General features: G+C 67.8%; 34 protein-coding genes. 22 read left to right on the forward strand and 12 right to left on the reverse strand.

Translation table 11 applies throughout. The annotated features are described in order from the left end of the window. Positions 1 to 94: 94 nt before the first annotated feature. The 10 genes from OU996_RS14980 to OU996_RS15025 are packed head-to-tail and all read right to left on the reverse strand — an operon-like array spanning position 95 to position 4,681. Entirely contained in the window at positions 95 to 580 is a 486-nt protein-coding gene (locus OU996_RS14980; protein ID WP_267582407.1) for a GIY-YIG nuclease family protein, read from the reverse strand. Then, on the reverse strand, positions 577 to 1,980 hold the full coding sequence (locus tag OU996_RS14985; protein WP_267582408.1) for a hypothetical protein: 1,404 nt from the start codon (positions 1,978 to 1,980) through the stop codon (positions 577 to 579). Before OU996_RS14985 ends, OU996_RS14980 begins: the two co-directional genes overlap by 4 nt. Beyond that, positions 1,980 to 2,210, reverse strand: a complete 231-nt coding sequence (locus tag OU996_RS14990) for a hypothetical protein (protein WP_267582409.1) — start codon at positions 2,208 to 2,210, stop codon at positions 1,980 to 1,982. The genes OU996_RS14985 and OU996_RS14990 overlap by 1 nt, the downstream gene beginning before the upstream one ends. Next, complete coding sequence (locus OU996_RS14995; protein ID WP_267582410.1) at positions 2,200 to 2,691, reverse strand: hypothetical protein; 492 nt, start codon at positions 2,689 to 2,691, stop codon at positions 2,200 to 2,202. Before OU996_RS14995 ends, OU996_RS14990 begins: the two co-directional genes overlap by 11 nt. Further along, the gene (locus OU996_RS15000) at positions 2,688 to 2,915 is read right to left on the reverse strand and encodes a hypothetical protein (protein WP_267582411.1); all 228 of its coding nucleotides are present in this window, start codon (positions 2,913 to 2,915) and stop codon (positions 2,688 to 2,690) included. The genes OU996_RS14995 and OU996_RS15000 overlap by 4 nt, the downstream gene beginning before the upstream one ends. Next, a complete protein-coding gene (locus OU996_RS15005; protein WP_267582412.1) occupies positions 2,912 to 3,223 on the reverse strand; it encodes a hypothetical protein in 312 nt (103 codons plus the stop codon). Before OU996_RS15005 ends, OU996_RS15000 begins: the two co-directional genes overlap by 4 nt. Next, the gene (locus OU996_RS15010) at positions 3,220 to 3,519 is read right to left on the reverse strand and encodes a hypothetical protein (protein ID WP_267582413.1); all 300 of its coding nucleotides are present in this window, start codon (positions 3,517 to 3,519) and stop codon (positions 3,220 to 3,222) included. Before OU996_RS15010 ends, OU996_RS15005 begins: the two co-directional genes overlap by 4 nt. After that, complete coding sequence (locus OU996_RS15015) at positions 3,516 to 3,947, reverse strand: helix-turn-helix domain-containing protein (RefSeq protein ID WP_267582414.1); 432 nt, start codon at positions 3,945 to 3,947, stop codon at positions 3,516 to 3,518. The genes OU996_RS15010 and OU996_RS15015 overlap by 4 nt, the downstream gene beginning before the upstream one ends. After that, positions 3,940 to 4,248, reverse strand: coding sequence for a helix-turn-helix transcriptional regulator (locus OU996_RS15020; protein WP_267582415.1), 309 nt, complete (start codon positions 4,246 to 4,248; stop codon positions 3,940 to 3,942). Before OU996_RS15020 ends, OU996_RS15015 begins: the two co-directional genes overlap by 8 nt. Further along, positions 4,241 to 4,681: a hypothetical protein gene (locus tag OU996_RS15025; protein WP_267582416.1), complete on the reverse strand. Its 441-nt coding sequence runs from the start codon at positions 4,679 to 4,681 to the stop codon at positions 4,241 to 4,243. Before OU996_RS15025 ends, OU996_RS15020 begins: the two co-directional genes overlap by 8 nt. Positions 4,682 to 4,854: 173 nt before the next feature. Between OU996_RS15025 and OU996_RS15030 the strand changes: the two genes are divergently transcribed. Continuing rightward, positions 4,855 to 5,157 (forward strand): hypothetical protein, encoded by a 303-nt coding sequence (locus tag OU996_RS15030; protein WP_267582417.1) that lies wholly within the window; start codon positions 4,855 to 4,857, stop codon positions 5,155 to 5,157. Here the strand turns inward: OU996_RS15030 and OU996_RS15035 are convergent, their stop codons facing one another. Further along, a complete protein-coding gene (locus OU996_RS15035; protein ID WP_267582418.1) occupies positions 5,158 to 5,838 on the reverse strand; it encodes a hypothetical protein in 681 nt (226 codons plus the stop codon). Between the two features lie 185 nt (positions 5,839 to 6,023). Between OU996_RS15035 and OU996_RS15040 the strand changes: the two genes are divergently transcribed. From OU996_RS15040 to OU996_RS15080, 9 genes are all read left to right on the forward strand, one after another. Then, positions 6,024 to 6,233 carry a helix-turn-helix domain-containing protein gene (locus tag OU996_RS15040; RefSeq protein WP_267582419.1) on the forward strand — a complete coding sequence of 70 codons (210 nt, stop codon included), beginning with the start codon at positions 6,024 to 6,026 and terminating at the stop codon, positions 6,231 to 6,233. Next, positions 6,230 to 6,799, forward strand: a complete 570-nt coding sequence (locus tag OU996_RS15045) for a helix-turn-helix domain-containing protein (protein WP_267582420.1) — start codon at positions 6,230 to 6,232, stop codon at positions 6,797 to 6,799. The genes OU996_RS15040 and OU996_RS15045 overlap by 4 nt, the downstream gene beginning before the upstream one ends. Beyond that, a complete protein-coding gene (locus OU996_RS15050; RefSeq protein ID WP_267582421.1) occupies positions 6,796 to 7,062 on the forward strand; it encodes a hypothetical protein in 267 nt (88 codons plus the stop codon). The genes OU996_RS15045 and OU996_RS15050 overlap by 4 nt, the downstream gene beginning before the upstream one ends. Further along, positions 7,052 to 8,359: a ParB N-terminal domain-containing protein gene (locus OU996_RS15055; RefSeq protein ID WP_267582422.1), complete on the forward strand. Its 1,308-nt coding sequence runs from the start codon at positions 7,052 to 7,054 to the stop codon at positions 8,357 to 8,359. The genes OU996_RS15050 and OU996_RS15055 overlap by 11 nt, the downstream gene beginning before the upstream one ends. After that, positions 8,356 to 8,682, forward strand: coding sequence for a hypothetical protein (locus tag OU996_RS15060; protein WP_267582423.1), 327 nt, complete (start codon positions 8,356 to 8,358; stop codon positions 8,680 to 8,682). Before OU996_RS15055 ends, OU996_RS15060 begins: the two co-directional genes overlap by 4 nt. Continuing rightward, the gene (locus OU996_RS15065; RefSeq protein WP_267582424.1) at positions 8,679 to 9,812 is read left to right on the forward strand and encodes a DUF7146 domain-containing protein; all 1,134 of its coding nucleotides are present in this window, start codon (positions 8,679 to 8,681) and stop codon (positions 9,810 to 9,812) included. The genes OU996_RS15060 and OU996_RS15065 overlap by 4 nt, the downstream gene beginning before the upstream one ends. A 2-nt stretch (positions 9,813 to 9,814) precedes the next feature. Next, positions 9,815 to 10,444, forward strand: coding sequence for a hypothetical protein (locus OU996_RS15070; protein ID WP_267582425.1), 630 nt, complete (start codon positions 9,815 to 9,817; stop codon positions 10,442 to 10,444). 65 nt (positions 10,445 to 10,509) lie between these two features. Then, positions 10,510 to 12,375 carry a hypothetical protein gene (locus OU996_RS15075; RefSeq protein ID WP_267582426.1) on the forward strand — a complete coding sequence of 622 codons (1,866 nt, stop codon included), beginning with the start codon at positions 10,510 to 10,512 and terminating at the stop codon, positions 12,373 to 12,375. Then, positions 12,359 to 12,808, forward strand: a complete 450-nt coding sequence (locus OU996_RS15080; protein WP_267582427.1) for a hypothetical protein — start codon at positions 12,359 to 12,361, stop codon at positions 12,806 to 12,808. Before OU996_RS15075 ends, OU996_RS15080 begins: the two co-directional genes overlap by 17 nt. Here OU996_RS15080 and OU996_RS15085 read toward each other — a convergent pair. Continuing rightward, entirely contained in the window at positions 12,805 to 13,152 is a 348-nt protein-coding gene (locus tag OU996_RS15085) for a hypothetical protein (RefSeq protein ID WP_267582428.1), read from the reverse strand. The two genes, OU996_RS15080 and OU996_RS15085, sit on opposite strands and share 4 nt — an antisense overlap. A 516-nt stretch (positions 13,153 to 13,668) precedes the next feature. On the opposite strand from OU996_RS15085, the gene OU996_RS15090 reads away from it, so the two are divergent. The 12 genes from OU996_RS15090 to OU996_RS15145 all read left to right on the forward strand — a co-directional run bounded on the left by OU996_RS15090 (position 13,669) and on the right by OU996_RS15145 (position 24,407). Then, on the forward strand, positions 13,669 to 14,274 hold the full coding sequence (locus OU996_RS15090; RefSeq protein ID WP_267582429.1) for a hypothetical protein: 606 nt from the start codon (positions 13,669 to 13,671) through the stop codon (positions 14,272 to 14,274). Between the two features lie 313 nt (positions 14,275 to 14,587). Continuing rightward, positions 14,588 to 16,099 carry a hypothetical protein gene (locus OU996_RS15095; RefSeq protein WP_267582430.1) on the forward strand — a complete coding sequence of 504 codons (1,512 nt, stop codon included), beginning with the start codon at positions 14,588 to 14,590 and terminating at the stop codon, positions 16,097 to 16,099. Then, a complete protein-coding gene (locus tag OU996_RS15100) occupies positions 16,096 to 16,521 on the forward strand; it encodes a hypothetical protein (protein WP_267582431.1) in 426 nt (141 codons plus the stop codon). The genes OU996_RS15095 and OU996_RS15100 overlap by 4 nt, the downstream gene beginning before the upstream one ends. Further along, positions 16,506 to 16,709, forward strand: a complete 204-nt coding sequence (locus OU996_RS15105) for a hypothetical protein (RefSeq protein WP_267582432.1) — start codon at positions 16,506 to 16,508, stop codon at positions 16,707 to 16,709. Before OU996_RS15100 ends, OU996_RS15105 begins: the two co-directional genes overlap by 16 nt. Positions 16,710 to 16,727: 18 nt before the next feature. Further along, a complete protein-coding gene (locus OU996_RS15110) occupies positions 16,728 to 18,308 on the forward strand; it encodes a portal protein (RefSeq protein WP_267582433.1) in 1,581 nt (526 codons plus the stop codon). Beyond that, positions 18,305 to 18,535: a hypothetical protein gene (locus OU996_RS15115; RefSeq protein ID WP_267582434.1), complete on the forward strand. Its 231-nt coding sequence runs from the start codon at positions 18,305 to 18,307 to the stop codon at positions 18,533 to 18,535. Before OU996_RS15110 ends, OU996_RS15115 begins: the two co-directional genes overlap by 4 nt. Further along, entirely contained in the window at positions 18,532 to 19,017 is a 486-nt protein-coding gene (locus OU996_RS15120; RefSeq protein WP_267582435.1) for a hypothetical protein, read from the forward strand. The genes OU996_RS15115 and OU996_RS15120 overlap by 4 nt, the downstream gene beginning before the upstream one ends. Beyond that, positions 18,938 to 19,825 (forward strand): hypothetical protein, encoded by an 888-nt coding sequence (locus OU996_RS15125; RefSeq protein WP_267582436.1) that lies wholly within the window; start codon positions 18,938 to 18,940, stop codon positions 19,823 to 19,825. The genes OU996_RS15120 and OU996_RS15125 overlap by 80 nt, the downstream gene beginning before the upstream one ends. Positions 19,826 to 19,976: 151 nt before the next feature. Beyond that, complete coding sequence (locus OU996_RS15130) at positions 19,977 to 20,870, forward strand: phage capsid protein (protein WP_267582437.1); 894 nt, start codon at positions 19,977 to 19,979, stop codon at positions 20,868 to 20,870. Between the two features lie 67 nt (positions 20,871 to 20,937). Then, the gene (locus OU996_RS15135; RefSeq protein WP_267582438.1) at positions 20,938 to 21,216 is read left to right on the forward strand and encodes a hypothetical protein; all 279 of its coding nucleotides are present in this window, start codon (positions 20,938 to 20,940) and stop codon (positions 21,214 to 21,216) included. A 109-nt stretch (positions 21,217 to 21,325) separates the two neighbouring features. Next, entirely contained in the window at positions 21,326 to 21,946 is a 621-nt protein-coding gene (locus OU996_RS15140; protein ID WP_267582439.1) for a hypothetical protein, read from the forward strand. 1 nt (position 21,947) lies between these two features. Next, positions 21,948 to 24,407 (forward strand): hypothetical protein, encoded by a 2,460-nt coding sequence (locus OU996_RS15145; protein WP_267582440.1) that lies wholly within the window; start codon positions 21,948 to 21,950, stop codon positions 24,405 to 24,407. The last annotated feature ends 1 nt before the right edge of the window (position 24,408 follow it).

A 24,408-nucleotide genomic window follows, 5' to 3' on the forward strand; every position in this document is an offset into this window, starting at 1 on the left:
AAAGTTTGAATGTGAAGTAATAAAATCAATCACTTACAGAAGCGTACTGTGCGGTAGACCATCAATTGACATGTGGTTACCGCACGATTGCGTTTTATGTCGGTCGCACGAACTTAAGTGCATCGTCAAGAGCAGCCTGCACGGTGGGCGTTATCTTAAACCACTCGCCCCTTGTCCTGTGCTCGCTAAGCGCCTCGTGTAGGCGGCGCTCGTCACTGCGGGAACCGCGCACCGCTATCAGGCTGACAACGTCGCTCGAAAGCGATGTGCGCATGTTGGCCACGCGAGAGAACGGGTCACGAGAAAATCCGACCTTCACAGCGTCGTCGGTGAACAGCGCGTAGACAAACCCTTCGGCGCCCTCCCGAGGCTTCGCCTTCATCGGCCGTTTCACCGCGACGCCCAGCCCGGCCGCCTCATTCAGGCGCTGCGCGGCGGCAAGTGCTGCGCCGAGGTCCAGCCACTCGCCACTATCCGTCTTCAGATCCTTGCCGACAAAGCCGCGCGCCCGCAGGCTCGGCCCCGGGTTCCAGCGCGGCCTACCGTCGCGCCAGACAAAGTACCGAACACCGGCGCTCATACCGCCATGCCCTTCTTGTCCATCCACGTCACCAGCTTGTTGATGGCGTCATCGGCCATTTCGGGGTGCGTCGCCATGTAGTGGCGCAGCACGTCGTGAATGCCGGCCATCTTGTGGCCGGTGATGGCGGCGATCTCCGGCACGGTGCAGCCGGCGCGGCCGAGCCACGTCACGGCCGTGTCGCGCAGATCCTGATCGCGCTTGCCGGCGATCGAGGGGCATGGCGGCAGTGCCCATGCCTCATGCCCGCGCGGCTTTTCCGGGCCGAGCTGCAGCGTGCCATCCGCCTGCCGGATGAGGCCGCGCGCCGCTGCCTGCCGGACATCGGCAAAGACGTGCTTGTACCAGTCGCGCAGGAAGGGGCGGCGGGCGGTCTCGTCGACGATGACAAGGCGCCGGGCGCGTGCATCCGCGTCCTGCTGGCTTTCGCCCTGCCCCGGCCGGCCGATGACCGCCAGAGTGAAGCGCCGGCGCTCGGCGGCTTCCATGCGCGTGGCGAGCTGGGGCGCGGCGGGAATGGCGACGATGGCGCCGGTCTTCGACTGGCGGAAGACATAGCGGCTGGCATCGTCGCGGCCGGCGCGCTCCAGCGTGAGGCGGTCGCCCTGCCGCTGTCCGGTGAAAACGCCGAGGAAAACGGCGTCCGCCATTTCCGGCCGGCCGAGCAGATCCGCGGCGGCGGCGAAGGCGGAGATTTCGTAATCCTCCCATGTCACCAGCCGGGGCGCCGGCATGGGTTTTTCCAGCTCCAGCCACGGGTTGAAGGCGATGGCGCCACGGCCGCGCGATTTCGCCCAGCGCCAGCAGCCGGAGAGCGCGGCGACGATGCCGCGCGCGGTGTGCAGGCCGCGCTCCTGCCAGAGATCATCGAACAGCCCCTGCGCGATCGAGGGCGTGACCGCCGGCGGCGGCTCCTGCATGAAGGCCGGATCGTGCTTCGCTAGCGTGCGCAGCTTGGAGCGATAGTCGGCGATGGTCGCCGGGCTGAGGCCATCCTGCTGCCTCTTGCCCTGGTGCACGCCGCCGGTGAATTTGGGCGAGGCGAACCATTCCTCGATCAGGCCCTCGATCGTCTGGTGGCGGGCACGCTTGCGGGCGGGAAGCCGGCCGGTCTCAAGCTTGGCCTGCCGCCGGCCGGCCACCTCGGCCGCGCGCGCCTCGGCCCAATCCGCCGCCTCCTGCGGGGTGAACCAGCGGCCATCCGGGTGGCGCAGATCCTCGCCCTTGTAGCCGATGGCGCGTAGCTTGGGGCCCGGATTGAACCGAGGCCGACCCTCGCGCCATGAGACGTTGGGAATGCGAATGGTGAGCTTCGCCATGCTGGCCTGCCCCCTGCCCTGCTTCGACTGCACGGGGCGGGAATCTAGCACGCGCTTGCGGGGCTTCGTCGAGCGGGTCATCAGGCCTCTCCTTCCGGCACAAAGAAGATGGCGCCGGGCAGCATGGACTTGAGGGTCCAGCCGTCCGGCAGGTGCGCGGTGATCGAGGCGCGCAATGCCTGCTCCACCTCATGTTCGGGTGCGCCGTGGCGGGCGAAGACCGTGCCGTAAATCAGCGGCTTCTTGTCCGGGAACTGGATGAGGGCGCACCAGTGGCGCATCGGCGCGCCGGCCTCGTTGTCACCCGTCATAGCCGGTCTCCGCCGGGTAGCGGATGAAACAAGGGAGCGGAAGCCACCCCCTCGGCTCATGCGTGACGGGCGAGTGATCCCGATAATCCTTGCCGTCGATCGTATAGCCCGGCGCCATCGTCATGCGGTGCCAGGAAGACACGAAGGCGCCGAAGCCGTCGTGCCAGACCATGGCGATGGCGTCGTTGCCGATGATGCCCCAGAAGGGCGTGCCGTCGCGTGGGACGGTGTGCATGGGGCGCGGCATCGGCCAGCCATTGAATGTGCTGACCGGCGCCGGCGGAGCCTCCGTCACCAGCCGCTCGATCAGATCGGCGGCGCGCGCACAACGCTTCTGAAGCGGATCGGGCGGCACATGCAGCGCCATGTTCCCATAGTCGCGGGCCGCCATCATCGCGGCGCAAACAACAGCCGTCGCCCGCAGCTGCTTCACCACATCTAAATACTCTGCCGCGAGGGTCTTTTTGGTGTTCTGGTTCATGTCCGGGGCGCCTCAACTTGGCAGCTGTAGATCACGTCAAGGTCGTAACCCTCGACGCCTGCAGCGGCGAGATCGCCCATCGACAAGCCGAAGCCAGCCAACACATCCGTTGCAGCCACGGGGTTGTCGTGCAGTCGCTGCACCTCAGCCAGCGCGGCAGCAATGCCCTGCACCCGCGCGTTGGCCCTCGCCCGCCTGAGATGTTCCTCGGTACGCCGGTTCATGCCCGCGCCCCTTCGATTTCGGCCAGCCGCCGGCGGGCGGTGCTGAGCCAGCTTTGCAGGGCAAGCTCCGGGTTCCGGCTCTTGCAGGTGACATGGATGCCGCCGAGGCGCAGGGCGGTGCCGCCCCAGCCATCGTTCACCTTCACGCCCTTGCGGCGGCGCAGGCGGGCCAGCGCTTCGGCGCCGGCATCGAGCCGCCGGGCGATGCGCTCCGGCCGATCCAGCCGGCCGGCATAGGGCAGGCTGTCGAGCTTGCGCTCCACCTCGCCGATGAGGCGGCGGAGCTGTTCCGGTGGCGCGATCTTCATGCCCGCCTCCGGTCCAGTTCGCGATACGCTGCGTTGATCCAGTTGGTGAGCAGCCCGCTATGGCCGCTCGTGCAACTCGCCGTGACGCCGGCCATGGCGAGCCGGTGGGTGCCGAGCGGCTGTGAGTGCCGCGCGCCGTAGTTCTTCACCAGCTCATCAACCGTGGCGTCTGCCACTCGGCGATGGTCGTCATAGGAGGCGAGATCGCCGACCTTGATCGGCGGGATTGCCGCCTGACCCGCCTTTACGTGGTGGATGAGCTTCAGCAGTTCGTCGTCGGTCACGCGCTTCTTCATGCCGCGAGCCTCCGATCGTCGAGCGCGCGGGTGAGCGCGGCCAGCAGCTCGGTGGTTTCCAGCGCGGTGCGCTGTTCCGGCGGCGGCAGGGTGCGCCAGAGCTGGACCACGCGGACAAAGGCGGGATTGGTGGCGAGCAGGGCCACGATCTCCTGCTCGTCGCCCGTGATGGGGTTTTCCAGCACGTCGAAAAACCAGCTGACGGTGTGGCCGGTGGCATAGGCGAAGCGCATGAGCTTGGCGGGGCAGATGCGGGTGCTGCCCTTCTCGTATTTCTGCCACTGCTGAAAGCTGGTGCCGACGATGGCGCCGGCCTGCACCTGCGACAGGCCGGAAAGCTGGCGGGCAACGCGCAGCCGGCCGGCGAGAAGGCGCGTCAGCTCCTCGTCGGGCTGCTCGATCGCCGGGAGGCGGGTTTTCTCAAGCATGGGGGGCTCCATAGCGGGCAGCGAGACGGGCGCGCGCGGCGGCCACGTTCTCGGGTGCGAAGGCGGGATCGAGCGCCGCATCATTGGCGGCGGCGGGCGAGACGGAGCGCGCGGCGTGCTGCGGATCGCGCAGCCAGGCCTGCACCTGGTGGCGCGACCAGAGCTTGGGCTTGCGCCCCGGCAGAGGCGCGGGAAACGCCTCCTGCTGCTGCAGCCGGGCGACATGGCGCGCGGTGGTGGCGACCGAGCGCCGGAACAGCTCCGCGAGATCCGCGAGGGTCATGGTGAGCGGTTCAGCCATGGGGCTTGAACCCTCCCATCCCCTCGACCGTGACAGGGCCGCTTTCCTTGATTGTGAAGTGAACGCCCTTGGCCTCGTCGGCGCCGTAGGCCCCGATCATGCCGTGGCTGTAATCCGCTGCCGCCGACATCATCGCCTGCAGCATGACGAACAGCGCCTGCTCGCGTTGCGCCGGCGGCACCATGTGGATGAACTGCAGCGCCGTGGTCGTCATCTGGTACCCGGCCATGCGGCCGACCGCATCCATGATGTCTTCCGGCTGCGTGCGCCGCAGGGTTTCCCCTGTCAGCGCGTTCTGGAAGTTTTCACCCACGCGGAGGCCAAGGCGCGCAAAGCAGCCCTTGGCGCCCGCCACAGCCGCGCCGGCCTCAAGGGCGGTGCGCTGCTCCGACAACGCCGATGCGATAGCCGGATCGAGGTCTTTCAATTCCATGGGGAACGTCTCCTGCCCGGTTCGCGAGCGGCGCCCGCGAAGCAACCGGACGTGGTGACGTTACATGTGCAGATTTTGAACTGCAAGGATGCAGATTAAGAGTTTCATTGTTTCACGTGAAGCGCGGTTCGTCCCCAGTTAGGTTTGCTCCTGCGGTATGTGCGGAGGGGCGCATGTGGGTTTTGCAGGGGCTGATGGCTGTCCTTGACGCCATCCGGGGCCTGTTTCACGAGGTCGCCGAATTGGCGCTCCAGCTTGTGGCGCTTGCCGCTCTCGCTGTCGCGCTCTGGTGGCTGCTGCGCCCACTCGTCTCGCTCGCGGACAAGGTGGTTGAGCGGCCATGGTGGCGCCAGCGCTTTGGCGGGCGCTTCACGGGCGGCGATCTTGTGGGGATGAGCTTTGCCGGCCTCGTCATCCTCGGGCCGGTGGTTCTTGCACTTGCGCTCTACGCCGTGGGCGTCCTGCCGGCGCGCTGATCAGCGGTCGGCGCCGAGGCGCCAAGGGCGCACGCTGCCAACGACCACGCCCATGATGAGCACGCGCTCATTGTCCACGAGCAGAGGGCGGCGCAGGCTCGGGTCGGAACTGGCTGCGACCAGAAACGGTGGCTCGAAGATGCGGAACACCGTTTCCGCCGTGCCGCGCCGCAGATCATAGACCTGGGCGCACACGGCATCGCCCGCCTGGGGCGTGCCGTTGAGGTCCACCATCACGATGTCGCCGGGGCGAATGCCCTCATCTTCCAGCGCCCGCGAGTGGATGCGCCACGGCTCGACGGCGTTGCGGCCATCCCGCATGGCTTCCACGATGCGGCCGAGGTTGGCATCGCCGGCATTGTCGTTGCTGAAGCTGACCTGCTCGCCCTCGCCAAAGCCAAGCATGGCGCCGGACGCCTGCCCCTCGCCGGGACCAGGTACGCCGAAACGCGCCTTCACCTTGGCAATGCTCATTTGCGAGAGGGTGCCGGCGTAATCTTCCCAGAAGATGCGGGTGAGCGTCGTGTCCGACAGACCCGCCTCGTGCGCAATCTTCGACGGCTTCATGCCGAGCGTGCGCTCAAGCGTCGTGACCCACTCTTTATGCAGGTCGCGCAGCTGCTGCTTCGTCTCGGATGTCTTGCTCGCGGCCTTAGCCGGGGTCTTTGCCGTCGCGCCCATCGCCGTCCGCCTGTGCGCTGCACAAATGCGGCTCGCAATATGCAGCGAATGCGTATGGTGGGGGACACTAAACATTGATGTTGACGGACTGCCGCAAATCAGATCGATATCTGCAAACTTGCAGATTTTGAACGGATGGGCAAATGGAACCCGCCGACATTGCGTCGCGCGCTCACAGGATTGGCTTGTCTCAGAAAGACCTCGCCGTCCTGTCGGGCCTCGACAAGACCACCGTGGAACGCACGCTCAACGGCAAGACCGATCCGCGTCGCTCAACGCTGCGCCGTATGGAGGCCGCTCTCGTTGGCTATGAGCGCGAGCAGCTTGCCCGGCTCAAGGTGCTGCTGGGCGAGGCAAAGGCGGCAGATGCCGCAGCGGCGGAGGCGGCGGAATGACCGCGCTGGCGCTTTCCGGCAAATCAAACTGCCGGCAGTTGTCAACCGTTCCCGCCATTGAGGGTCTGCGGCAGGCCGCCGGCCACACCATGCTGGCGCTCTGCGCTGCTGCCGGTGTGAGCGAGCGGGCTTATCGCGACCTTGTCCACGGCCGGGCGCAACCCCAGCCGCGCACCCTGATCAAGCTCTCCCGGGCGCTGGACCATCTCGGGTCCGGTTCCTCCCCCTCACCGCGGCCTGTCCTGATCTTCGCGTTCTGGCGGGCCGCGGTGCTTTTTCTTTCCACCGAGCTGGGGGCGGACGCTGCGCTTGCCCTCGCCGATGACGACGGATGCTCCCGCCCCATGGATCCCGCCTGGTTGAAGGCGGCACGGGCGCGGATGCTGGCCTTCTACCTCGCCCATGTCGAACTGCAGGTCTCGCTCACCGCGCTGGCGGAGGCTTGCGGCACGTCCAAACAGCGCGTGCACAAAGCCACCCGCACCGTGGAAGACATGCGCGACGATCCCGCGATCGACGCCCTGCTCACCCGCGCCGCCGTGGCCGTGACGGGAAACACCCCATGAAAGAGCTGATGCCTGCCCAGCCCTGCGATGCCGGAACGCTGTGCTTCTCCCCGCTTGGAGCTGCGGCGCTGTTTACGTCGGGCCTGTGCCTCGCCGCCGCCGTTGTCGCCGGCGCGATGGGTAGTCCGCTTCTGTGCCTCGGCGCCGTGCTGGTGACGGCGGCGCTGTGGCTGGTGGCGGCGCAGGATGCCGCCTCGGTGCTGCTGCGGCTCGCCCGCGAGGCCCGCCGCTCTCCCATGGGAGGACCGCGCCATGGTGGATGAGCTGAAGTTTCAGGTGCTCGCCACCGTCGCGCGCGAGGATGTGGACCGGGGCCCGCCCTTCTATTTGCTGGTTTCCACCTGCACGACGCAGGTGGCGCTGGCCCGGCGGGATGGCGAGGACCGGTTCGTGCCGGTGAACGGCCCGTACAGCTTCGATCAGATCGAGCGCGCTGCCGCTGCCGTGCTGGCGGGCAACCCGCGCACGCTGACCGCGCCGGCGACGCCCCGCGCGCTGGCGCTGGGCTACACCGCCTTCATCGCCCTTTACCGCCGGCAGCTCGAGGAAATCGACGCTGCCAGCGCCGCGCTTTCCGGCGCGCTCCCCCTCCCCGCTCCGGAGAGGAAGCGCCGCCCGCGCGCGACTGCACAACCGACGCGCGGGCGGTGCCGCCCACCCAGGAGAGCCTGTTCGCCTGCACGACGTGCGGAGGGTGAGATGCGCGCCATTGATGCCGAGCCTTTCCAAAAGGCCTTTTGGGCCGACTTCGCCGGCGCCGATCGCGACCTCGGGGCGGCGCCCATGCTGCAGTGGGTGAAGATCGAGCAGCTGCGCGTCGATCCCACCTATCAGCGGGACATCACGGCCGAGGGGCGCCGCTCCCTGTTCGCGATCGCGCGGAACTTCGACTGGTCGAAGTTTGCCCCGCTGATCGTCGCGCCCATCGAGGGCGGGCTCTACGCCGTCATTGACGGCCAGCACCGCGCCACGGCGGCGGCGCTTCGGAAGATCGAGAGCGTGCCCTGCAATGTGGTCATCGCCGACCAGGCGAAGCAGGCGGCGGCTTTCGCCGCCGTGAATGGGCAGGTGACCAAGCTGTCCTCGGTCGCGATCTATCACGCGCGCGTATCGGCCGGGGACAAGGAAGCGGTCATCTGCAATGAGGTGTGCCGCGCGGCCGATGTGAACGTGCTGCGCTATCCGGTGCAGTCCACGCTGATGAAGCGCGGCGACACCATCGCACCGAATGTGATCCTTGCCGCCATCGCCCGCCACGGCCGCGACACCGTGGCGACGGCGCTTTCCTGCGTCACCCAGACGGCCGAGGGCAACCCCGGCATGTTGGGTAAGCCCGTCATTGAGGCGCTGTGCACGGTGCTCGGCGCGGCGAAGGAATGGCGGGACGCCGGCGAGAAGCTGCTCGAAGCCTTCGATGACTTCGATTTCAAGGCCGAACTCATCGCCGCCCGCGTGACCCACCACACCAAGGGCCAGGCGCTCAACGGGGTGCTCTGCGCGCGCCTCACCCAGTACCTGCAGCAGAAGCTGCCGCTGCCGGCGAAGGTGGGTGCGGCATGAGCTGGATAGTCAGCAAATCCGTGTTCGGCTGGCGAGTGCATTGGGGAGACGTTCGCTGGGCCGATGGCGCTCAGTACGTGAGCTTTGAGCCCAACCAATATGGCCGCGTGATATCCGTTGGCTATAGCGGCTATGCCGATTGCCGCTTTTCGGAGATCCGTGCGGCGGCGGCTCACGTGCGTGCAGCGTTCGCGGCCTTCTCGCCCCCCATCCATCGCCACGGCTGGCGAGGTTCGCCCGAGCGGCGGCGCCTCTGCGACGCCATTGCCGCCAAGTTGAACGCGGACGGTGTGGCGCCCGGCCTCCCTGAGGCGGCGCCATGACCCGCCGCGTCGACAAGGGCGAGCTGAAATCGCTCGCCCAGGATCGGATCGAGGACATTCTCAACCAGCTCGCGCCGGGCGGGCGGCACCATCGGGGCGGGCGGGCGCATTACCTCGTCTCCAACCCGATGCGGCGAGACCGCACGGCCTCGCTCTGTGTGTGGACGCGCGGCACCGCCGCCGGGGGCTTCAAGGATTTCGGCGACCCCCACGAGGTGAAGGGCGATGTGTTCGGCCTGGTGGCCTACCTGAACGGTAAATCCATCACGGACTTCGTCTTCGCGCGGGACTGGCTGCTCGATTTCCTTGGCCTCGGCTCGATGAGCGCGGCCGAGCGCGAGGCGGCGGCGCAGGCCCGCGCCAAGCGGCAGCAGGAGAATGCCGAGGCGGAAGAACGCCGCCGGCGCGCCGCCCACCAGCGGGCGCACCAGGTGTGGATGGGTGCCAAGCTGCTGATGCCGGGCACGCCGGCGTGGCGCTACCTGCAGAGCCGGGGCATCCCGCTCGACAAGGTGCCGCACTATTCCGGTGATCTGCGCTATCTGCCCGCCGCCGAATGGTGGATGGGCGCGCAGTGGGGCACCCGGATCGAGAACGGGCGGGAACAGCGCTACAAGGTGCAGCCCGGCCCGCGCTACCCCGCCATTGTCACGCCGCTGCGCGACGCGGCCGGCTCGCTCAAGGCGCTGCACTACACATTCCTTGCGCCGGATGGCAGCGGCAAGGCGCCGGTGGACAAGCCGAAGCTGATCTATCCCGAGCAGCTGGGGCTTTCCATGTGGATCGCGCACGGGCCTTCCGGCCTCGATCCCTGCCAGGCGGATTCGGCCGGCGCCAGCGGGCCGCTGTGCATCACCGAGGGCTTGGAAGACGCGCTGTCGGCCGCGCTGGCGGTGCCGGAACTGCGCGTCTGGGGCGCGGTGTCGCTCGGCAATCTGGCGCAGCAGCCGGTGAACCGACCGTGCGTGAGCGAGATCTACATCGCCGCACAGAACGACTGGGGCAAGGCCGCCGCGCTTGCCGAGCTTGAGCGCGCCGAGACCCAGCTCGCCCGCGCCGGCAAGCCGATGGCGCGCCTGCAGGCCCATACCGGGAAAGACCTCAACGACACCCTTCTAGGAAAGGAATGAGCATGAGCGATGATCAGAACGCGGCCCCGGCCGAGACCGCGCCGGCGCCGGAAGCGCCGCGCCCCACGCCGCTGAACTGGGACGAGGTGCCGCCTCATTCGGTGCCCAGCACCATGAAGCTCATCATGGTCGTGTTGGAGAATGCCGAGCAGGCCTATATCGGCGAGACTGAGCCCTTCAATCACACCGAGTGGGAAGTCTGGGGGCTGTTGAGCAAAGCCAGCGACGATGAGCTTTCGCCGCTGGTCTCCTACGCCATGGAACGCAGGCCCTCGGCCGAGGTGTTGTTCAACAAGGCGCGCGAGCTGGGCCTCGTGGCCGGCGCATTCGATGATCTTCTCCCCGTCGATCGCGCCAGCTTCGAGCTGGCGGCGCGGCTTATCCCCGCCATCGGCGAGGTGGTCGCGACGATCAACGCCGTGATCGTCGAGAAGAACCCGCCACCGGCGCCGGCGGTGACCACGCGGCCGGTCGACATCGAGGACACGATCTTCGAGCAGACGGACGGCATCGGTGAGCTGGACGAGCAGCGTGCCGCCGCGCAGGCCAAGGCGGACGAGGCCGCCGCCGCGCACGCGGCCAAGAAGAAGCCGGCGAAGAAAAAGCGCAGCATCGCCGACGCGGCCGACTGACCCTCTCCACCTGGTGCCGGGCGCGGCTTGTGCCGCGCCCTCTCTTTCCGCATTCCGAGGCCTGAATGTCCGCAGCCACCGGCACCGCCGCCATCGCCGCCAGCTTCGCCGACGGCCAAGCGCAGATTGAGCGCCGGCGCCGGCGGCGCGCCTCCGATCCCGAGATCGGCAAGGGCATGCTGATAGACGGCGAGCTGGTGCCGCCGGGCGGGTGGCAGCACCTTGCCGGGCAGGATGGCATGCCGCCGGACTGCCCGGTGCATGTGCTCGGCATGGATGGCGACGTGCTCTATGTGATCGACGCGCTGGGCCAGCTCGCCAGCATCAGCGACCACGCCTTCGGCCAGAACAAGGTGCAGCGCCTGTTCCTCAACCGGATGGGCTATCTCTATTGGGCGTTTCCGCGCTTTTCCAAGAAACTGACCGTGGACGGCTTCGACACGGTGGCGGTGCGCGATGCGCTGTACCGCGCCGCCGGCGAGCGGGGCATGTGGAGCGCGTCCAACCGGGTGCGCGGCCTGGGCGGCTGGACGGATCGCGCCGGCACCTTCGTGTATCACGCCGGCGAAGCCATCTTCGTGAAGGGGCGCGAGCAGCAAACCGGCGACTATGACGGCCAGTTCTACCCGCGCCGGCCGGCCATTCCCGAGCCGTGGCCGCGCGAGGTGACCGACGACATGCTGCGCCAGACGCAGTTGGTGGAGGCGCTGAACAGCTTCACCTTCGAGCGCCAGCAGATCGACCCGCTGCTGGTGCTGGGCTGGCTGGCCTCCTCCTTCCTCGGCGCGGCGCTGCCGTGGCGCCCCATGCTCTTTGTGGTCGGCGATCGCGGCGTGGGCAAATCCTCGCTGCAGGCGCTGGTGAAGGGCGTGCTGGGTGACGCGCTGCACGCCACGGCCGACACGACGCCGGCCGGCATCTATCAGCGCGTGGGGCAGGACAGCCTGCCGGTGGCGGTCGACGAGCTGGAAGCCGGCCACAACAATGAGCGCGTGAAGGGCGTGGTGGCCCTCGCCCGCCTCGCCGCTTCCGGCGCTGTGCAGTTCCGTGGCGGTTCCAACCATGTCGCCACCAGCTTCACGGCGAAGAACTGCTTCTTCATGAGCGCCATCAACATGCCGCCCGTGCCGCCGCAGGACTTGAGCCGCATGGCGATCGTCCACCTTCGGCCGCGCGAGGCGGGGTTTTCCGGCAAGCCGCCCGTCGTCGACCAGGAGACGGTTGGCCGCATGGTGCTGCGCCGGCTGATCGACCGGTGGCCTGCCTTTGACGAGACCTATCAGGCTTATCGCGGGGCGCTGGCGCGCGGCGGGCACGACAGCCGAGGGCAGGACACGTTCGGCGCGCTGCTGGCCTGCGCAGATCTCCTGCTGGGCGATGAACTCCTCGAGGAGCTGAAGCTGCCCACCATCGACGGCGGGCTCGACAAGTGGGGCAAGATGCTGGCGCCTTCCAGCCTGCCGGAGCATGACGACGCGCTTGAGAACTGGCGGCGGTGTCTCAATCACCTGCTGACTGCAAAAATCGACGCGTGGCGCAGTGGGCGCCAGCACATGGTGGGCGGGCTACTGGAAGATTTGAAGGATGGCGTGCTTTCGGCGAAGGACGCCAACGAGCTGCTGGCGCAGGTCGACCTGAAGGTAAAGCCGGCCGAAGATGTCATACCGCACCAGATCGGCGGCTGGGTGCTCTACATCCCGAATATCAGCCAGCAGGTGAACCTGCTGTTCAAGGGCGAGGCGTGGGGCGGCGACGGCTCCACCGGCACCTGGTCCGGCGCGCTGCGGCAGGGCGAGTACACGGGCGCCATCATCAAGGACAAGGAACGCAACAAGACGCGGATCAACGGCGTGGAGCGGCGGTGCACGCTGGTGAACATGCGGCGGCTGGCGGAGATAGACAGCGAGGTTCGCGATGCCGATCAAGCGTGAGAATGAGCGGCTTTATCCCGGAGGCTCGATCCGCTCGCCGGAATGGCGCGCGATCCGCGAGCGCATCAGGGGCCGCGCCGGTGATAGCTGCGAAGAATGCGGCGTCCCGAACCATGCCATGGGCGGTCGGTTAGGAGGCGATGGAACGTTCCTGCCGGCCTCGCCCACCGGAGATAACGGACTGCGGCTGACATGGCCCGTGCCCGGTGAGTATGGATGGTGCGGACCCAGCAGCGACCTACATAGGCTGCGGATCGTCCGCATCGTCTGCACCGTCGCGCACCTCGACCATAATCCCGCGCATAATTGCGACGCCAATCTGCGGTTTCTATGCCAGCGATGCCATAACCGCCACGATCAGGCACATCGTCGCGCGAACGCTGCAGCCACACGCAAAGCGGCGGCCGCCACCGGCGACCTATTCGGCTCCTAGCCCCGTCCCCCTTGCACCAGGCGCAGCTTCACCGGGCCGGGCTCATCCGGCGGCCGAGGCTCGCGCCATAGATCTGGGAAGTGAGCGCCGCACCGGGCATCGCGCCGGCGATGCGGGCCGCGCCACGGGCAATCGGCCGCCAGATACTCGATCAGGGCCTCAAGGCTGATTTCCGCGCTGTACTTCGCCGCCAGCCGCGCCAGCCGGTAGCTGCCGCGTCGGTCACACAGCGTGCAGGCCACCCGCACGGTGACAAAGGGATATTCCGACAGCCGGTCGACCATCCGCGCCTGTTCCTGCCTGCATCTTCTGCCGCGCGCCAAAATAGAACGAAGTGAGAACATGGCAACCCTGCCCCGGCCCTAAGAGCCCGGTATAGCCCGCTTGCACCCGGGCCCAAGGCTTCTAAGCGGAGCCGCGCTAGTCGCGCGGCCGGTCCATAGCAGCGCGCCCGAGGGGCGCGCATGCGGCCGTCCGCCCCGCCGCCTCATGATCGCTCGGTTGATCCAGCGGGACAGCGGCGCGGCGGACAGTTGACGCGGGGGGTGCGGCCCTACGGTGCATGGGTGCGGTCGGCTATGCCGGGCGATGGGCTGGGGGTGAGACACCGCGACACCAGCCCGCGACACCTCCAATCGAAATTCCCCTGATAAATCAACGGGCGCGACACTTGCGACACCGCGACACCTCACGCGCGCGTAATACGTGACGCGTGCGCGCGCGAGCGGGCGCATTAAGAGAGAGAGGTGTCTCAAGTGTCGCAGGTGTATCAAACAGTAAAAAGATCAATGAAATCGATCAGTTGACCCGCGACACCAGCCGCGACACTCGCGACACCCAATTAAAAACGGGGTGGATAAGTGAGCGAGCCGAAACACGGCGTGGCGGCAGTCGTTTCAGGGGAGTTGAGGGGCGCGCCGTCGGAGAATTCCGGCGCGGACGCGGGCGCGCAGCTGGACCTGCTCGGCCAGCAGGACGCGGCTACGCCGCTCGGTTCCAAGGTGCGGAAACCCGTGGGTCCGGGGCGCCCGGTCGGGGCCCAGAACCGCGTCACCCGCGACATCCGCAAGCTGATCCTCGCGAAGCACTGCCATCCGCTGCAGGCCATGGCCGAGATCTACTCCATGGACGCCAAGGAGCTGGCCAAGCACCTCGACTGCAAGCCGCTGGAAGCGATGAACCTGCAGCTGCGCGCGGCGGCCGAGCTGGCGCCGTACCTCGCGGCGAAGCAGGCGGCCGTGGATGACCACGGGCAGGCGGTCATGCCGACGCTGGTGATGAACTTCGGGGAGGGCACGCGCGCGCCGGCGGCGGGTGACGGACGGCGCGTGCTGTCGATCGACGCCATCGCGCGCGATGCGCAGCAATATCAAGCACTTAGCGAGAGCGCGCGCGACGGGTCGCAAGACGACGGGTCGCATGATGAGGCGGAAGGCATTGAAAATGCTGAAGAATATGACGATTAGCCTCATGATGGAAAATCATGGGTATCGCCTCACGCGCGCGCGAGGGGCAGGCGGATCGCCCGTCCGCCTGGTGCAGGTGGCGCCTGCCGCGCACCACGGCGCCGCACCCCCCTCCCCCTATCGTGCGGCGGCACGGCGCCCGAGGCCTCCCCCGAAGCGCCCCCCTGCCCCTGCCCGCCCGGGCGTGCGTTCGCACACCGTTTCGGATTTCGGGCCGTTCAACCCGCGCGGGTTCGGTCGGGATGGGGTTCGAGGGTGCGGGCACCCGTGCAGCCCCCCTTTGCGCAGGACGGGAACGGGTCGGGGGGCGGCTGTGAGCGAGGACAACCTCCTTCAGGCGTGGGAGCCGCCCGGCCCGGTGGCCGAGGCGTTCGCCATGGATTTCCATTCGCTGTTCAAGGGCATCATGGGCCCGGTCGGCGGCGGCAAGACCACGACGTGCATTTTCGCCAGCCAGGCGTTCAGCGCCTCCATGCCCACCTGCCGCGATGGCGTGGTGCGCTCCAAGGGCGTGGTGGTGCGCGACAGCTTCCGCACGCTGGAAAAGACCACGCTGGCGAGCTGGTTCACCTGGTTCCCGAAAGACCATCCCTCATGGACCTTCACCGGCGGAAATGACCGGCCGGCGGTGCACACGCTGCGCTTCCGCCTGCCGGGTGACCGGACGCTGGAAAGCGTTACCGAGTTCGTCGGCATCGGCGACAAGCGGGTGGAAGACATCCTGCGCGGCTGGGAAGGCTCCTGGGCATGGATGAACGAAGCGGACCTGATGGTGCGCGAGGTGCTGGACTATCTCACCCAGCGCATCCGCCGCTACCCGTCCAAGCGCCTGCTGCCGGAGGGCGTCGACCCGCCTGGTCAGGTGCTCGCCGACTTCAACGCGCCGGACATCGACAACTGGCTGCACGGCAGCGAGCAGAACCGCCTGCCGGGGCTGGTGGAAGGCCGGCCGAAGGGCTGGGCGTTCTACCGCCAGCCGGGCGGGCTCGAACCCACGGCCGAGAACCTGCGGAACCTGCCGAGCGATTATTACGCCCGGATGATCGAGGGCAAGGCGGACTGGTGGGTGCGCCGCTTCATCCATAACCAGTGGGGCTATTCCCGCTTCGGCACGCCGGTTTATCCCGAATTCAACGAGGCGGTGCATGTGGCGCCGCGCCCGCTCGATCCGCGCCCGGGCGTGCCGATCGCCATCGGAACCGATGCCGGCATGACGCCAGCGGCGGTGATCGTGCAGCTGCTGCCGAACGGCCAGCTGCTGGTGCTCGATGAGCTGGTGCCCGGCCATAATTGCGGGCCGACGCGCTTCTCGGAACTGCTGGTGGCGCTGCTGCTCGACCGCTACCGCAACCATGACATCAAGCTGGTGGTGGGCGATCCTTCCGCCCAGTACGGCGCCGACAGCGAGGCGGGCGAGCTGGCGTGGCTCGATATCGTGGGCAAGGCGCTGGGCAAGCCGGTGCTGCCCTGCTTCACCAATGAGCCCAGCCTGCGCATGGAAGGCGTGCGCCTGCGCCTCACCTCCATGATCGACGGGCGCCTGCCGGGGATCCTCGTCTCGCCGCACTGCAAGCGGCTGGTGCAGGGCTTCGCCTATGGCTACCGCTTCGAGAACCAGCGGAAAGACCCAAACGCGCCGTTCAAGGACAAGGCCGAGAAGAACGACTTTTCGCACCCGCACGACGCGCTGCAATACATCGTGCTCGAGCTGGTGGGCCGGATGCCGATCTACGCGCAGGCGGCGCGGGCGGGCCGGCCCGGCCGCGACCGGATCGACGCCCCGGCGACGCAGCGCCCCGGCGATTTCGACGTGTTCTCGATATGAGCGGGTTCAGCCAGGCCGGCCTCATCCTCACGGCGCCCTGCTCGCGCGTGGACCTTGGCGAGGTCTATGGGGACCTGTCGCCCTTCGTCTGGGTGGTCGCCTGCCGGCAGATCGCGCTGGGGCCCAGCTACGCCATCAGCGGGCCGGACGGGCGCGCGCTGTTCGTCGGCGGCTTCGTGCCCATGGCGGAAGCGTGGGAGTGCTGGTTTCACGCCGCGCCGGCGGCGGCGCCGCACATGGTGGCGCTGCGGCGTCTGGCTCGGTTGACCCTCCTCGATCTGCCGCAGTCTGACCCTCGCCCGGTGGAAACCGCCGTGCGCACGCCCGCCGGCGCGCGCATCGCCCGGATGCTGGGCTTTCGGCAGGTGCTCGTCACGGACGGGCTGGACATCTGGAGATGGGAACGATGGGCAACGCCGTGAAGTCGATCTTCGGCATGGGCGACAAGGCCGACACCGGCGCGCAGCAGGGCGCGGCGCTGGCCAGCCTTCTGGCGCGCGACCAGGAGGCCAGCAAGGAGCTGGCGGCCACGGGCGGGCGGCGCGGGCGCCGCACCGGCCGCTCCATGCTGACCTATCTGCAGGAAGACGGCACCGGCTCGCTGAACTGACGGGGACGGACCCACACCATGGCGCTCACCGTCAAGGAACTGAAGGCCCGGCGGGCCAAGGCCGATCAGGAATGGAACGTGCTCAAGCCGCTCTATGACGAGGCCTATGACTTCGCCATCCCCTTCCGGCGCGGCATCCGCGAAACCGGCAAGGGCGACAAGCGGGTGAACCGCATCTTCGACATGACGGCCATGGTGAGCGCGTTCCGCGGTGCCGGGCGGGTGCAGCAGGATTTCTGCCCGCCCGGCGAGCAGTGGATCAAGTTCGAACCCGGCCCGCTGGTGACCAACAAGCGCGAGCGGGACAAGCTGACCAAGGCGCTCGGTCAGGTGTCCGAGGTGGTCGCCTCGATGTTCCAGACCGGCGAATGGGACATGGCGTGCCATGAGATGTGCCTCGACCTGCAGGCGGGCACCGGGGCGCTGGTGATCGACGACGCGCCGAAGAATGACCGTGGCAAGCTCGCCGCCTTCTTCTCCGTGCCGGCCGAGGATATCCGGCTGGAGCTGGGGCTGTTCGGCGATATCGTCGGACGCTTCTGGTGTCGCAAGGTCACGGCGCGGCTGCTGAAAGCCGCGTGGCCCAAGGCCACCTTCTCGCGGAAGCTGGGCGAGCGGATCGAGAAAAAGCCGGATGACGAGCTCGACATCCAGCAGGACTGCACCTTCGATTATGAGACCGGCCGGTGGACGCTGCATGTCTACCACGCCGACGATGAGGAGCCGTTCCACACGCGGGACTACCGCACCTCGCCCTGGCTGACGCCACGCTATTTCCGCGTGCCGGGCGAGACCTGGGGACGCGGGCCTATCCTGCTCGCCATGCCGGCGATCAAGACGCTGAACAAGGCGCAGGAGCTGACGCTCAAGGCCGCCGCCATCGCCATGCTCGGCATCTACACCGCGACCGAGGACGGCGTGTTCAACCCCAGCACGGCCGTCGTGGCGCCCGGCCAGTTCTGGAAGGTGCGGGCGAATGGCGGCGTGCTCGGCCCCTCCATCGCCCGCCTGCCGGAACCCCGGCTGGACCTTTCCAACATCGTGCTGAAGGAACTGCAGATGGGCGTGCAGACCGCGCTTATGGACCAGTCCCTGCCGCCGGACGGTGCGGCGGTGCGCTCGGCGACCGAGATCCTTGAGCGGGTGAAGCGCCTCGCCTCCGACCATCAGGGCGCCTCGGGGCGCCTGGTGCATGAGATCGTGGTGCCCGCCGGCCAGCGGGCGCTGGAAATCGCCTATGACGCCAAGGTCATTCCGCAGATGCTGGAAATCGACCAGCTGCTGATCAAGACCCGCGTCACCTCCCCCTTCGCCACGGCGCGCTATGCCCAGAAGGCGCAGGCCGGCGTGCAGTGGATCGAGATGTGTATGGCCATTGCCGGCCCCTACTCGGACCTGGTGGTGAACAAGGTCGACGCGCTGATCGACATCGGGCGCGGCCTCGGCGTGCCCGAGCAGTGGATCCCCACCAGCGATGAGCGCCAGAGCATCACCCAGATGGTGCGCGAGCTGGTGGCGAAGACGCTCGCCGCCGCCGAGACGGCCGGACAGGCGCCGGCCGCCATCCCCGACAACGCCGCAGCGGGAGCTTTGGCATGAGTGACGAGCGCGCAAAGGCCTTGGAGGCTGCGGCCTTGATTGCGGATGACGTAGCCTCCCACGCCTTCGACGACTGCGAACGGAATGTGGGTCCGTGCCCCGAAACCGGTGCTTACGAATGCTCGCTGGAGCGCACTGGTCGTGACTGTCTCTGCATCCAAACGCTGGAAACGGCCGAGAAGATCGCCGCGTCTATCCGCGCTTTGAACACGGAGCGCCCGGCATGAGCGACTTTCTGCACCCCGAGCGGGAGCCGGGCGGGATGCTCGATATCGCCCGCCTTGTCGCCACGGCCGACAGCATGGGCTGGGAGTGGTTCGAGCAGCTGGCGCCGGGCACGGCGAAGGGCGACCCCAAGGCTATCGCCCTTGCCATCACGCGCGGCAACCGGCTGGCCGAGGCCATGGCGCGGCTCGCCGGCAACGGTGATTTCCAGCTGCTGCTGAACCACCTCGTGGACACCACCATTCTGCAGCCCGTGCAGTATGTCGCGCTCGGGCTGCCCATCGACCAGACGGCGCTGAACGCCGCACGGCGCGAGGGCGAGAATGCTCTCGTGTGGAAGCTCTTGAAGCTGATCGCCGAGGGCCGAAAGACGCCCATCGGCCCCACCCCCACGGAGAACAACGATGAAGTATCAGGGTCTTTGGGCGATGGTCCTGCGCAACGCGGACGCGGGCAGCGGCGGCGGAAACGCGCCGGCGGGTGACGCGGGCGCCGGCGGCGACGCTGGCGCGGGCGATGCCGGCGCGGCGGCGGCTGCCGCTGCTGCGGCCAGCGCCAGCGCGGCCGACCCGTGGAAGCGCGACTTCCTGCCCGACAGCATGTATGGCGCCACGCCGGAGGAGACCTTCTCCAAGGTCGCCGATGCGTGGAAGGGCCTGCGCGAGGCCGAGAGCCGCCGGCCGCAGCCGGGCAAGAGCGCGGACGAGTATGTGCTCGATGTCTCGAAGAACGAGAAGCTGCAGCCCTATTTCGCCAATGCCGACACCGATCCCTTCGTGAAGCTGGCGAAGGATGTGGCGCATGAGATCGGCCTGCCAAAGGACCAGTTCACCGGCTTCGTCACCAAGCTGTTCGAGAAGGCGATCGACGGCAAGATGATGGGTCCGCTCTATTCGCCCGAGGCGGAGGCGCGCTCGCTGGGCGAGCGGCTGGCTCCGGGCAAGAGCTGGGCCGAGGCCAAGCCCATCGTGCAGAAGGCGCACGCCGACGCGCTGGGCTTCACTGACGTGCTCGGCAAGCAGCTCGCGCTCACGGACGGCGCCAAGAGCCTGCTGGGCGCGCTGGTGGACGAGGCCGATGGCGTCGAGCTGGTGAACGCGCTCGCCGGCGCCATGAAGCCGGTGCCGGGCTTCGCCCTGCCGGGCGTGAAGGGCGGCGACACCGGCGGCTGGACGCAGGCCAAGCTCGATGCCGCCGTGGCGGATGAGCGTTATTCGCCCATGTCGCCCAAATACGACAAGGGCTTCCGCGCCCAGGTGGACGCGGCTTTCCAGCAGTTTCACGGCAACTGAGGCCTGCTGGCTCGGTTGACGCACGCCCGGCCGCGCGAGGATCGACGCATTCCGTGGAATGCCCCGCGCGCGGCCCGGCCTTAATACCCCGGCGCCTCAAGCGGCCCTCGTCCCCGGAAGACAGGCAATCTTCCACATGAGGACCCCGGCCATGCTTCTGGCACCCAACTGGTTCGTTGAAGAATATCGTTCCAACGTCCGCCACATCTTCCAGTCCAAGGGCTTCAAGCTGAAGCCCACCGTGACGCCCGAGGGCAGCATCACCGGCAAGACGGTGAAATGGCCGTATTTCGGCACCTTCGAGATGCAGGAAAAGACCCGTGGGGGCGAGACCCCGCCGGCCAACCCCAATCAGGGCCTGCTCACGGCGGACCTGAAAAATTATGACGCGCTCTATGAGATCTACGATGAGGATCTCACCAAGATGACCGCCAATGAGCGCGCGGCGGCCCAGCAGGGCGGCGGCATGGCGGTGGGCCGCAAGTCCGACAGCATCATCATGAACGCCATGAACGACGCCGTAGCGGCTGCGGGCTCGCGCACTTTCGGCAGCGGCGGCGACTTCGACGGCCTGCCGACCGCGCTCGCCGTGTGCGAGGCGCTGGCCGACGATGACCAGGTTGACTGGGACGGCAACGTCACCGCCGTCATCCCGTGGCGCTGGTACAACATTCTGCTGATGTGGAAGGAATTCAACAACGCGGAATGGGTCGGCGCGGCCAATCTCGGCTTCCCGGCGGGCACGGTCGGCAAGCGCTGGAACAATGTGAACTGGGTGCCCTTCCAGAAGAAGGAGCTGCTGATCCCGGCCAGCAACCAGGCCTATGGCTTCATCTACCATCGCAACGCCGTCGGCTACGCGACGAACTATGAAGGCAAGGTCAACATGCAGTGGGACAACCGCGCTGCCTGCTGGACCACCCGCTTCGACATGCAGGCCGTCGCCATGGCGCTCTATCCCGCCGCCGCCGGCATCTTCCGTCTGCACTACGCGACCAACACCGCGCTGCAGCGCCCGGTCGAGCGCACCCAGACCGTTTCGTGATGCCACGCGCCGCGCCCTCCCCGGCGCGGCGCCCCTGCCCTTTTCCCCTTCACGCGAGGAACATTCCATGGCTCTCGAACTGGCCAGCCTCAAGGCCTATCGCGCCGGCGCCGCCATCAAGGCCGCCGGTGCCCGCACCTGCCGCCTCTGGCACTTCGCCACCAATGACGACTGGTCGACGGTGAACACCACCGGCTACTGGAACGGCGCCCGCGCCCATATTGGTGTCGGCGATATCGTCCATATCTCCGGCGATCTCGACGGCACGCCCTTCTTCCGCTCGCTCATGTTCGCGACCGTGCCGGCGAGCGGCAATGTGACGGTGACGCAGATCGCCAACAGCTGACCCCCGTTCGCCCTTCCGGGGCGACCTCCCGTGGGCCAACTCCCCGGCGCCGGACCAGCGCCGGGGCTTTTTCCCCCGTCCGCCTTCCCACCCCTGCCCCGAGGCCGCGATGCTCGAACCCGTCGATATCGTCAACGAAGCCGCCGCGCTCGCCGGGGCCAACCCGATCGGCAACATCGACGACAATTCCAGCACCGCCGGCGCCATGAAGCTGGCCTATGACCGGCTGCTGGGCCACATGCTCGGCATTCACTGGTTTTCGTGGAGCCTGTCGACCCGGCAGCTCTCGCGGCTGTCGGACGTGGTGCCGCTGACCGGTTACAAATACGTCTTCGCGCTGCCGGGCGACCGCGTGGGCAACCCGCGCGCCATCATCGCCGACATCAAAAACCCCACCGCGCTCTATGCTGCTTTCCTGCTGGAAGGCGACCAGGTGCACGCCGATGACGAGCCGCTGTTCGCCCGCATCCGCGTGAAGGCGCCGCCGCGCCTGTGGAGCGGGCCGTTTCGCGAGGCCTTCACCGTCGCGCTCGCCGCCAATTTCGCGCTGTCGCTCAAGCGCAACCGGGCGCTGGCGGCAGACCTCTCGCTTGAGGCCTTCGGCTCCCCGTCGATGAACCAGCGCGGCGGCAAGATGCTCGCCGCCATTCTCGACGACGCGCAGTCGACGCCCTCGATGACCAACCCGGTGCAGGCGTGGGATCCGCTGACCACGGCGTGGGTGTCCTGACATGGCGGGCCAGCCGGGACGCCAGCAGTCGAGTTTCGCCAGCGGCGAGCTGGGCGACATGCTCGCCGAGCGCACCAACCTGAAATACTACCGCAGCGGCCTGACACGGGCGGAAAACATCACCGTCTATCCGCAGGGGCCGGCGACGCTGCGCCCTTACACCCGCCAGCTCTCGCGCCGCCGGCGCACGCTGGAAGCCATCAACATGGCGGGCGTGCCCATTGGCGCGGTCAATGGCGGCACGCCGGCCAATGCGTTCGACGGCAACAGCGGCACCTTCCTTACCACAGGCGCGCTCTCCGGCGGGCCGCATGTCGTTCTCACCATTGGCTTTACCACGCCGCAGGTGGTGGCCGCCGTGGACGTGAACAATTACTTTGCCTCGGCCGGCACGGGGCGGATCCTCGTCGAGTACCAGAACGGCGCCGGCGCCTGGATCGAGCTGAACCTCACGCGCAACCTGATCGGCAGCGGACGCAGCCGGCGCTTCTGCGCCCCGCCCGCCCAGCCAGTGACGGCCAGCCAGTGGCGGGTTTCCGTGCGGGAGCTGTCCACCTCTGCCGCGATCAACATTGGCGAGGTGCGGTTCTGGCGTGAGGGCGCCAGCGTGAGCGCCGCCAAGGTTCGCCCCTTCGCCTTCTCGCGCGAGGCGGCCTATGACATCGTGCTGATGGCCGGCCATGGCGACGTGTACTCCGCCGAGGGTGGCTGGCTCACCGGCTTCGCCCTGCCTCATAGCGCGGTGCAGATCGGCCGTTGGCGGCAGCGGCTGAATACCGCCATCCTGTTTTCGGACGGTACGCTGCAGCCCTGGCGCATCTTTCGCGAGAACGCGGATTATGAGTGGCAGACCGGCGCGTGGCCGCTCTCCAACATTCCCAACTATGATTTCGGCGACACGACCTATGGCAATGCGGTGCCGGCGATCTGGGCGCTCGGCTATGTGAACATCGCCCCCGGCGACATCTTCACCATGACGGTCGACGGCGAGGAAACGGACGCGATCGAGATCGCGACCACCATTCCGCTGACCGCCGCCGAGGTGGCGTTCGCGCTCGACAAGCTGCCCAACATCAACCCCGGCTTTGTGGTGAGTTCCACGCTGGGCATCACCTTCAGCGGCGCCGGCAATGAAGGGCCGGTCACCATCAACAGCACGCGGGTGCTGAACAAGGGCGACGGCGCGGTCAGCTATCGCCGCCTGCAGAAGGGCACGCTGGGCGGTGAATCGATCATTTCCGCCGGGCGCGGCTGGCCGCGTGCCGGCATCTTCTACCAGCAGCGGCTGATGATGGGCGGCGCGCGCCTGGTGCCGGCCTCGATCCTCGTCTCCATGTCCGGCGACTTCTCCAATTTCAACACGGAGATTTCCGCCTCCACCGGCGGCTTCGTCGCGCCGATGGACACGGATGAAGACGAGCTGATCGAGGATTTCATCGTCGCGCGCTCGCTGCTGATCTTCACCAGCCGCAGCGAGTACTGGCTCACCAACAGCACCATCGACAAGCAGCAGGTGCTGAACCCGGTAAAGGCCTCGTCCCATGGCTGCGCGCCCGGCGTGCCGGTGGTGGAAAATGAGGGCGCCGCCGTCTTCGCCGACCGGGAAGGCTCGGTGATCTGCGAATTTCGCTACAACGAGACGGACCAGACCTTCGTCACCACGCGGCTGTCGCTGCTCGCCTCGCACCTCGTGACCGATGTGGCGGACCTTGCCTTGCGTCGCAGCACCACGCGGAACGACGCGAATGTGCTGGCGGTGCTGCAGAAGGATGGCGCGCTCCGGCTGGTGACGCTGCTGCGGGCGCAGGACGTGACCGCCTTTTCCCGCGTGACCACGGACGGCCTGTTCCGCTCGATCTGCGTCAATGCCGCCAACCGCATGACGGCGCTGGTCGACCGGCAGGTGAATGGCGAGACGGTGCAGTTCGTGGAGCGTTTCGAGGACGGGCTGCTGCTCGACCAGGCGGTGACGAAAACGCTGTCCCCCGCCAGCGCCACGGTGACGGGCCTTGCCGACCATGAGGGCGCGAGCGTCTGGGCGATCGCGGATGGCAATGTGTTCGGCCCGTTCACGGTGAGCGCCGGCAGCATCACCCTGCCGGTGACCGCCAGCAGCGTGACGGTGGGCCGCTGGACGCCCTTCCTCGCCGAGACCCTGCCGCCGACGCGCGAGATCGGGCCGGACATCGTGACCCAATCCAATATCGGCTTTGCCACGGTGCGCGTCTCGCTCGCCGACACCACGTCGGTCGCGATCGGCGCCAACGGCCAGCCGGCCGAGGATGTGCCGCTGCTGGATTTCGGAATGGCGGCCCCGGCGCAAGAGCTGGCGGGCGGCTACACGGGCCTTCGCCAGCGCGACGGCCTGCAGGGCAGCGCCGAGCGGCCGTCCATCGTGGTGACGCAGCTTCGGCCCGGGCGGATCACGCTCCGGGCGATCACGGGCGAAGGGGATATGTGAT

Source organism: Ancylobacter sp. SL191 (genome assembly GCF_026625645.1).
In the GTDB taxonomy this organism is placed as follows: Bacteria; Pseudomonadota; Alphaproteobacteria; order Rhizobiales; family Xanthobacteraceae; genus Ancylobacter.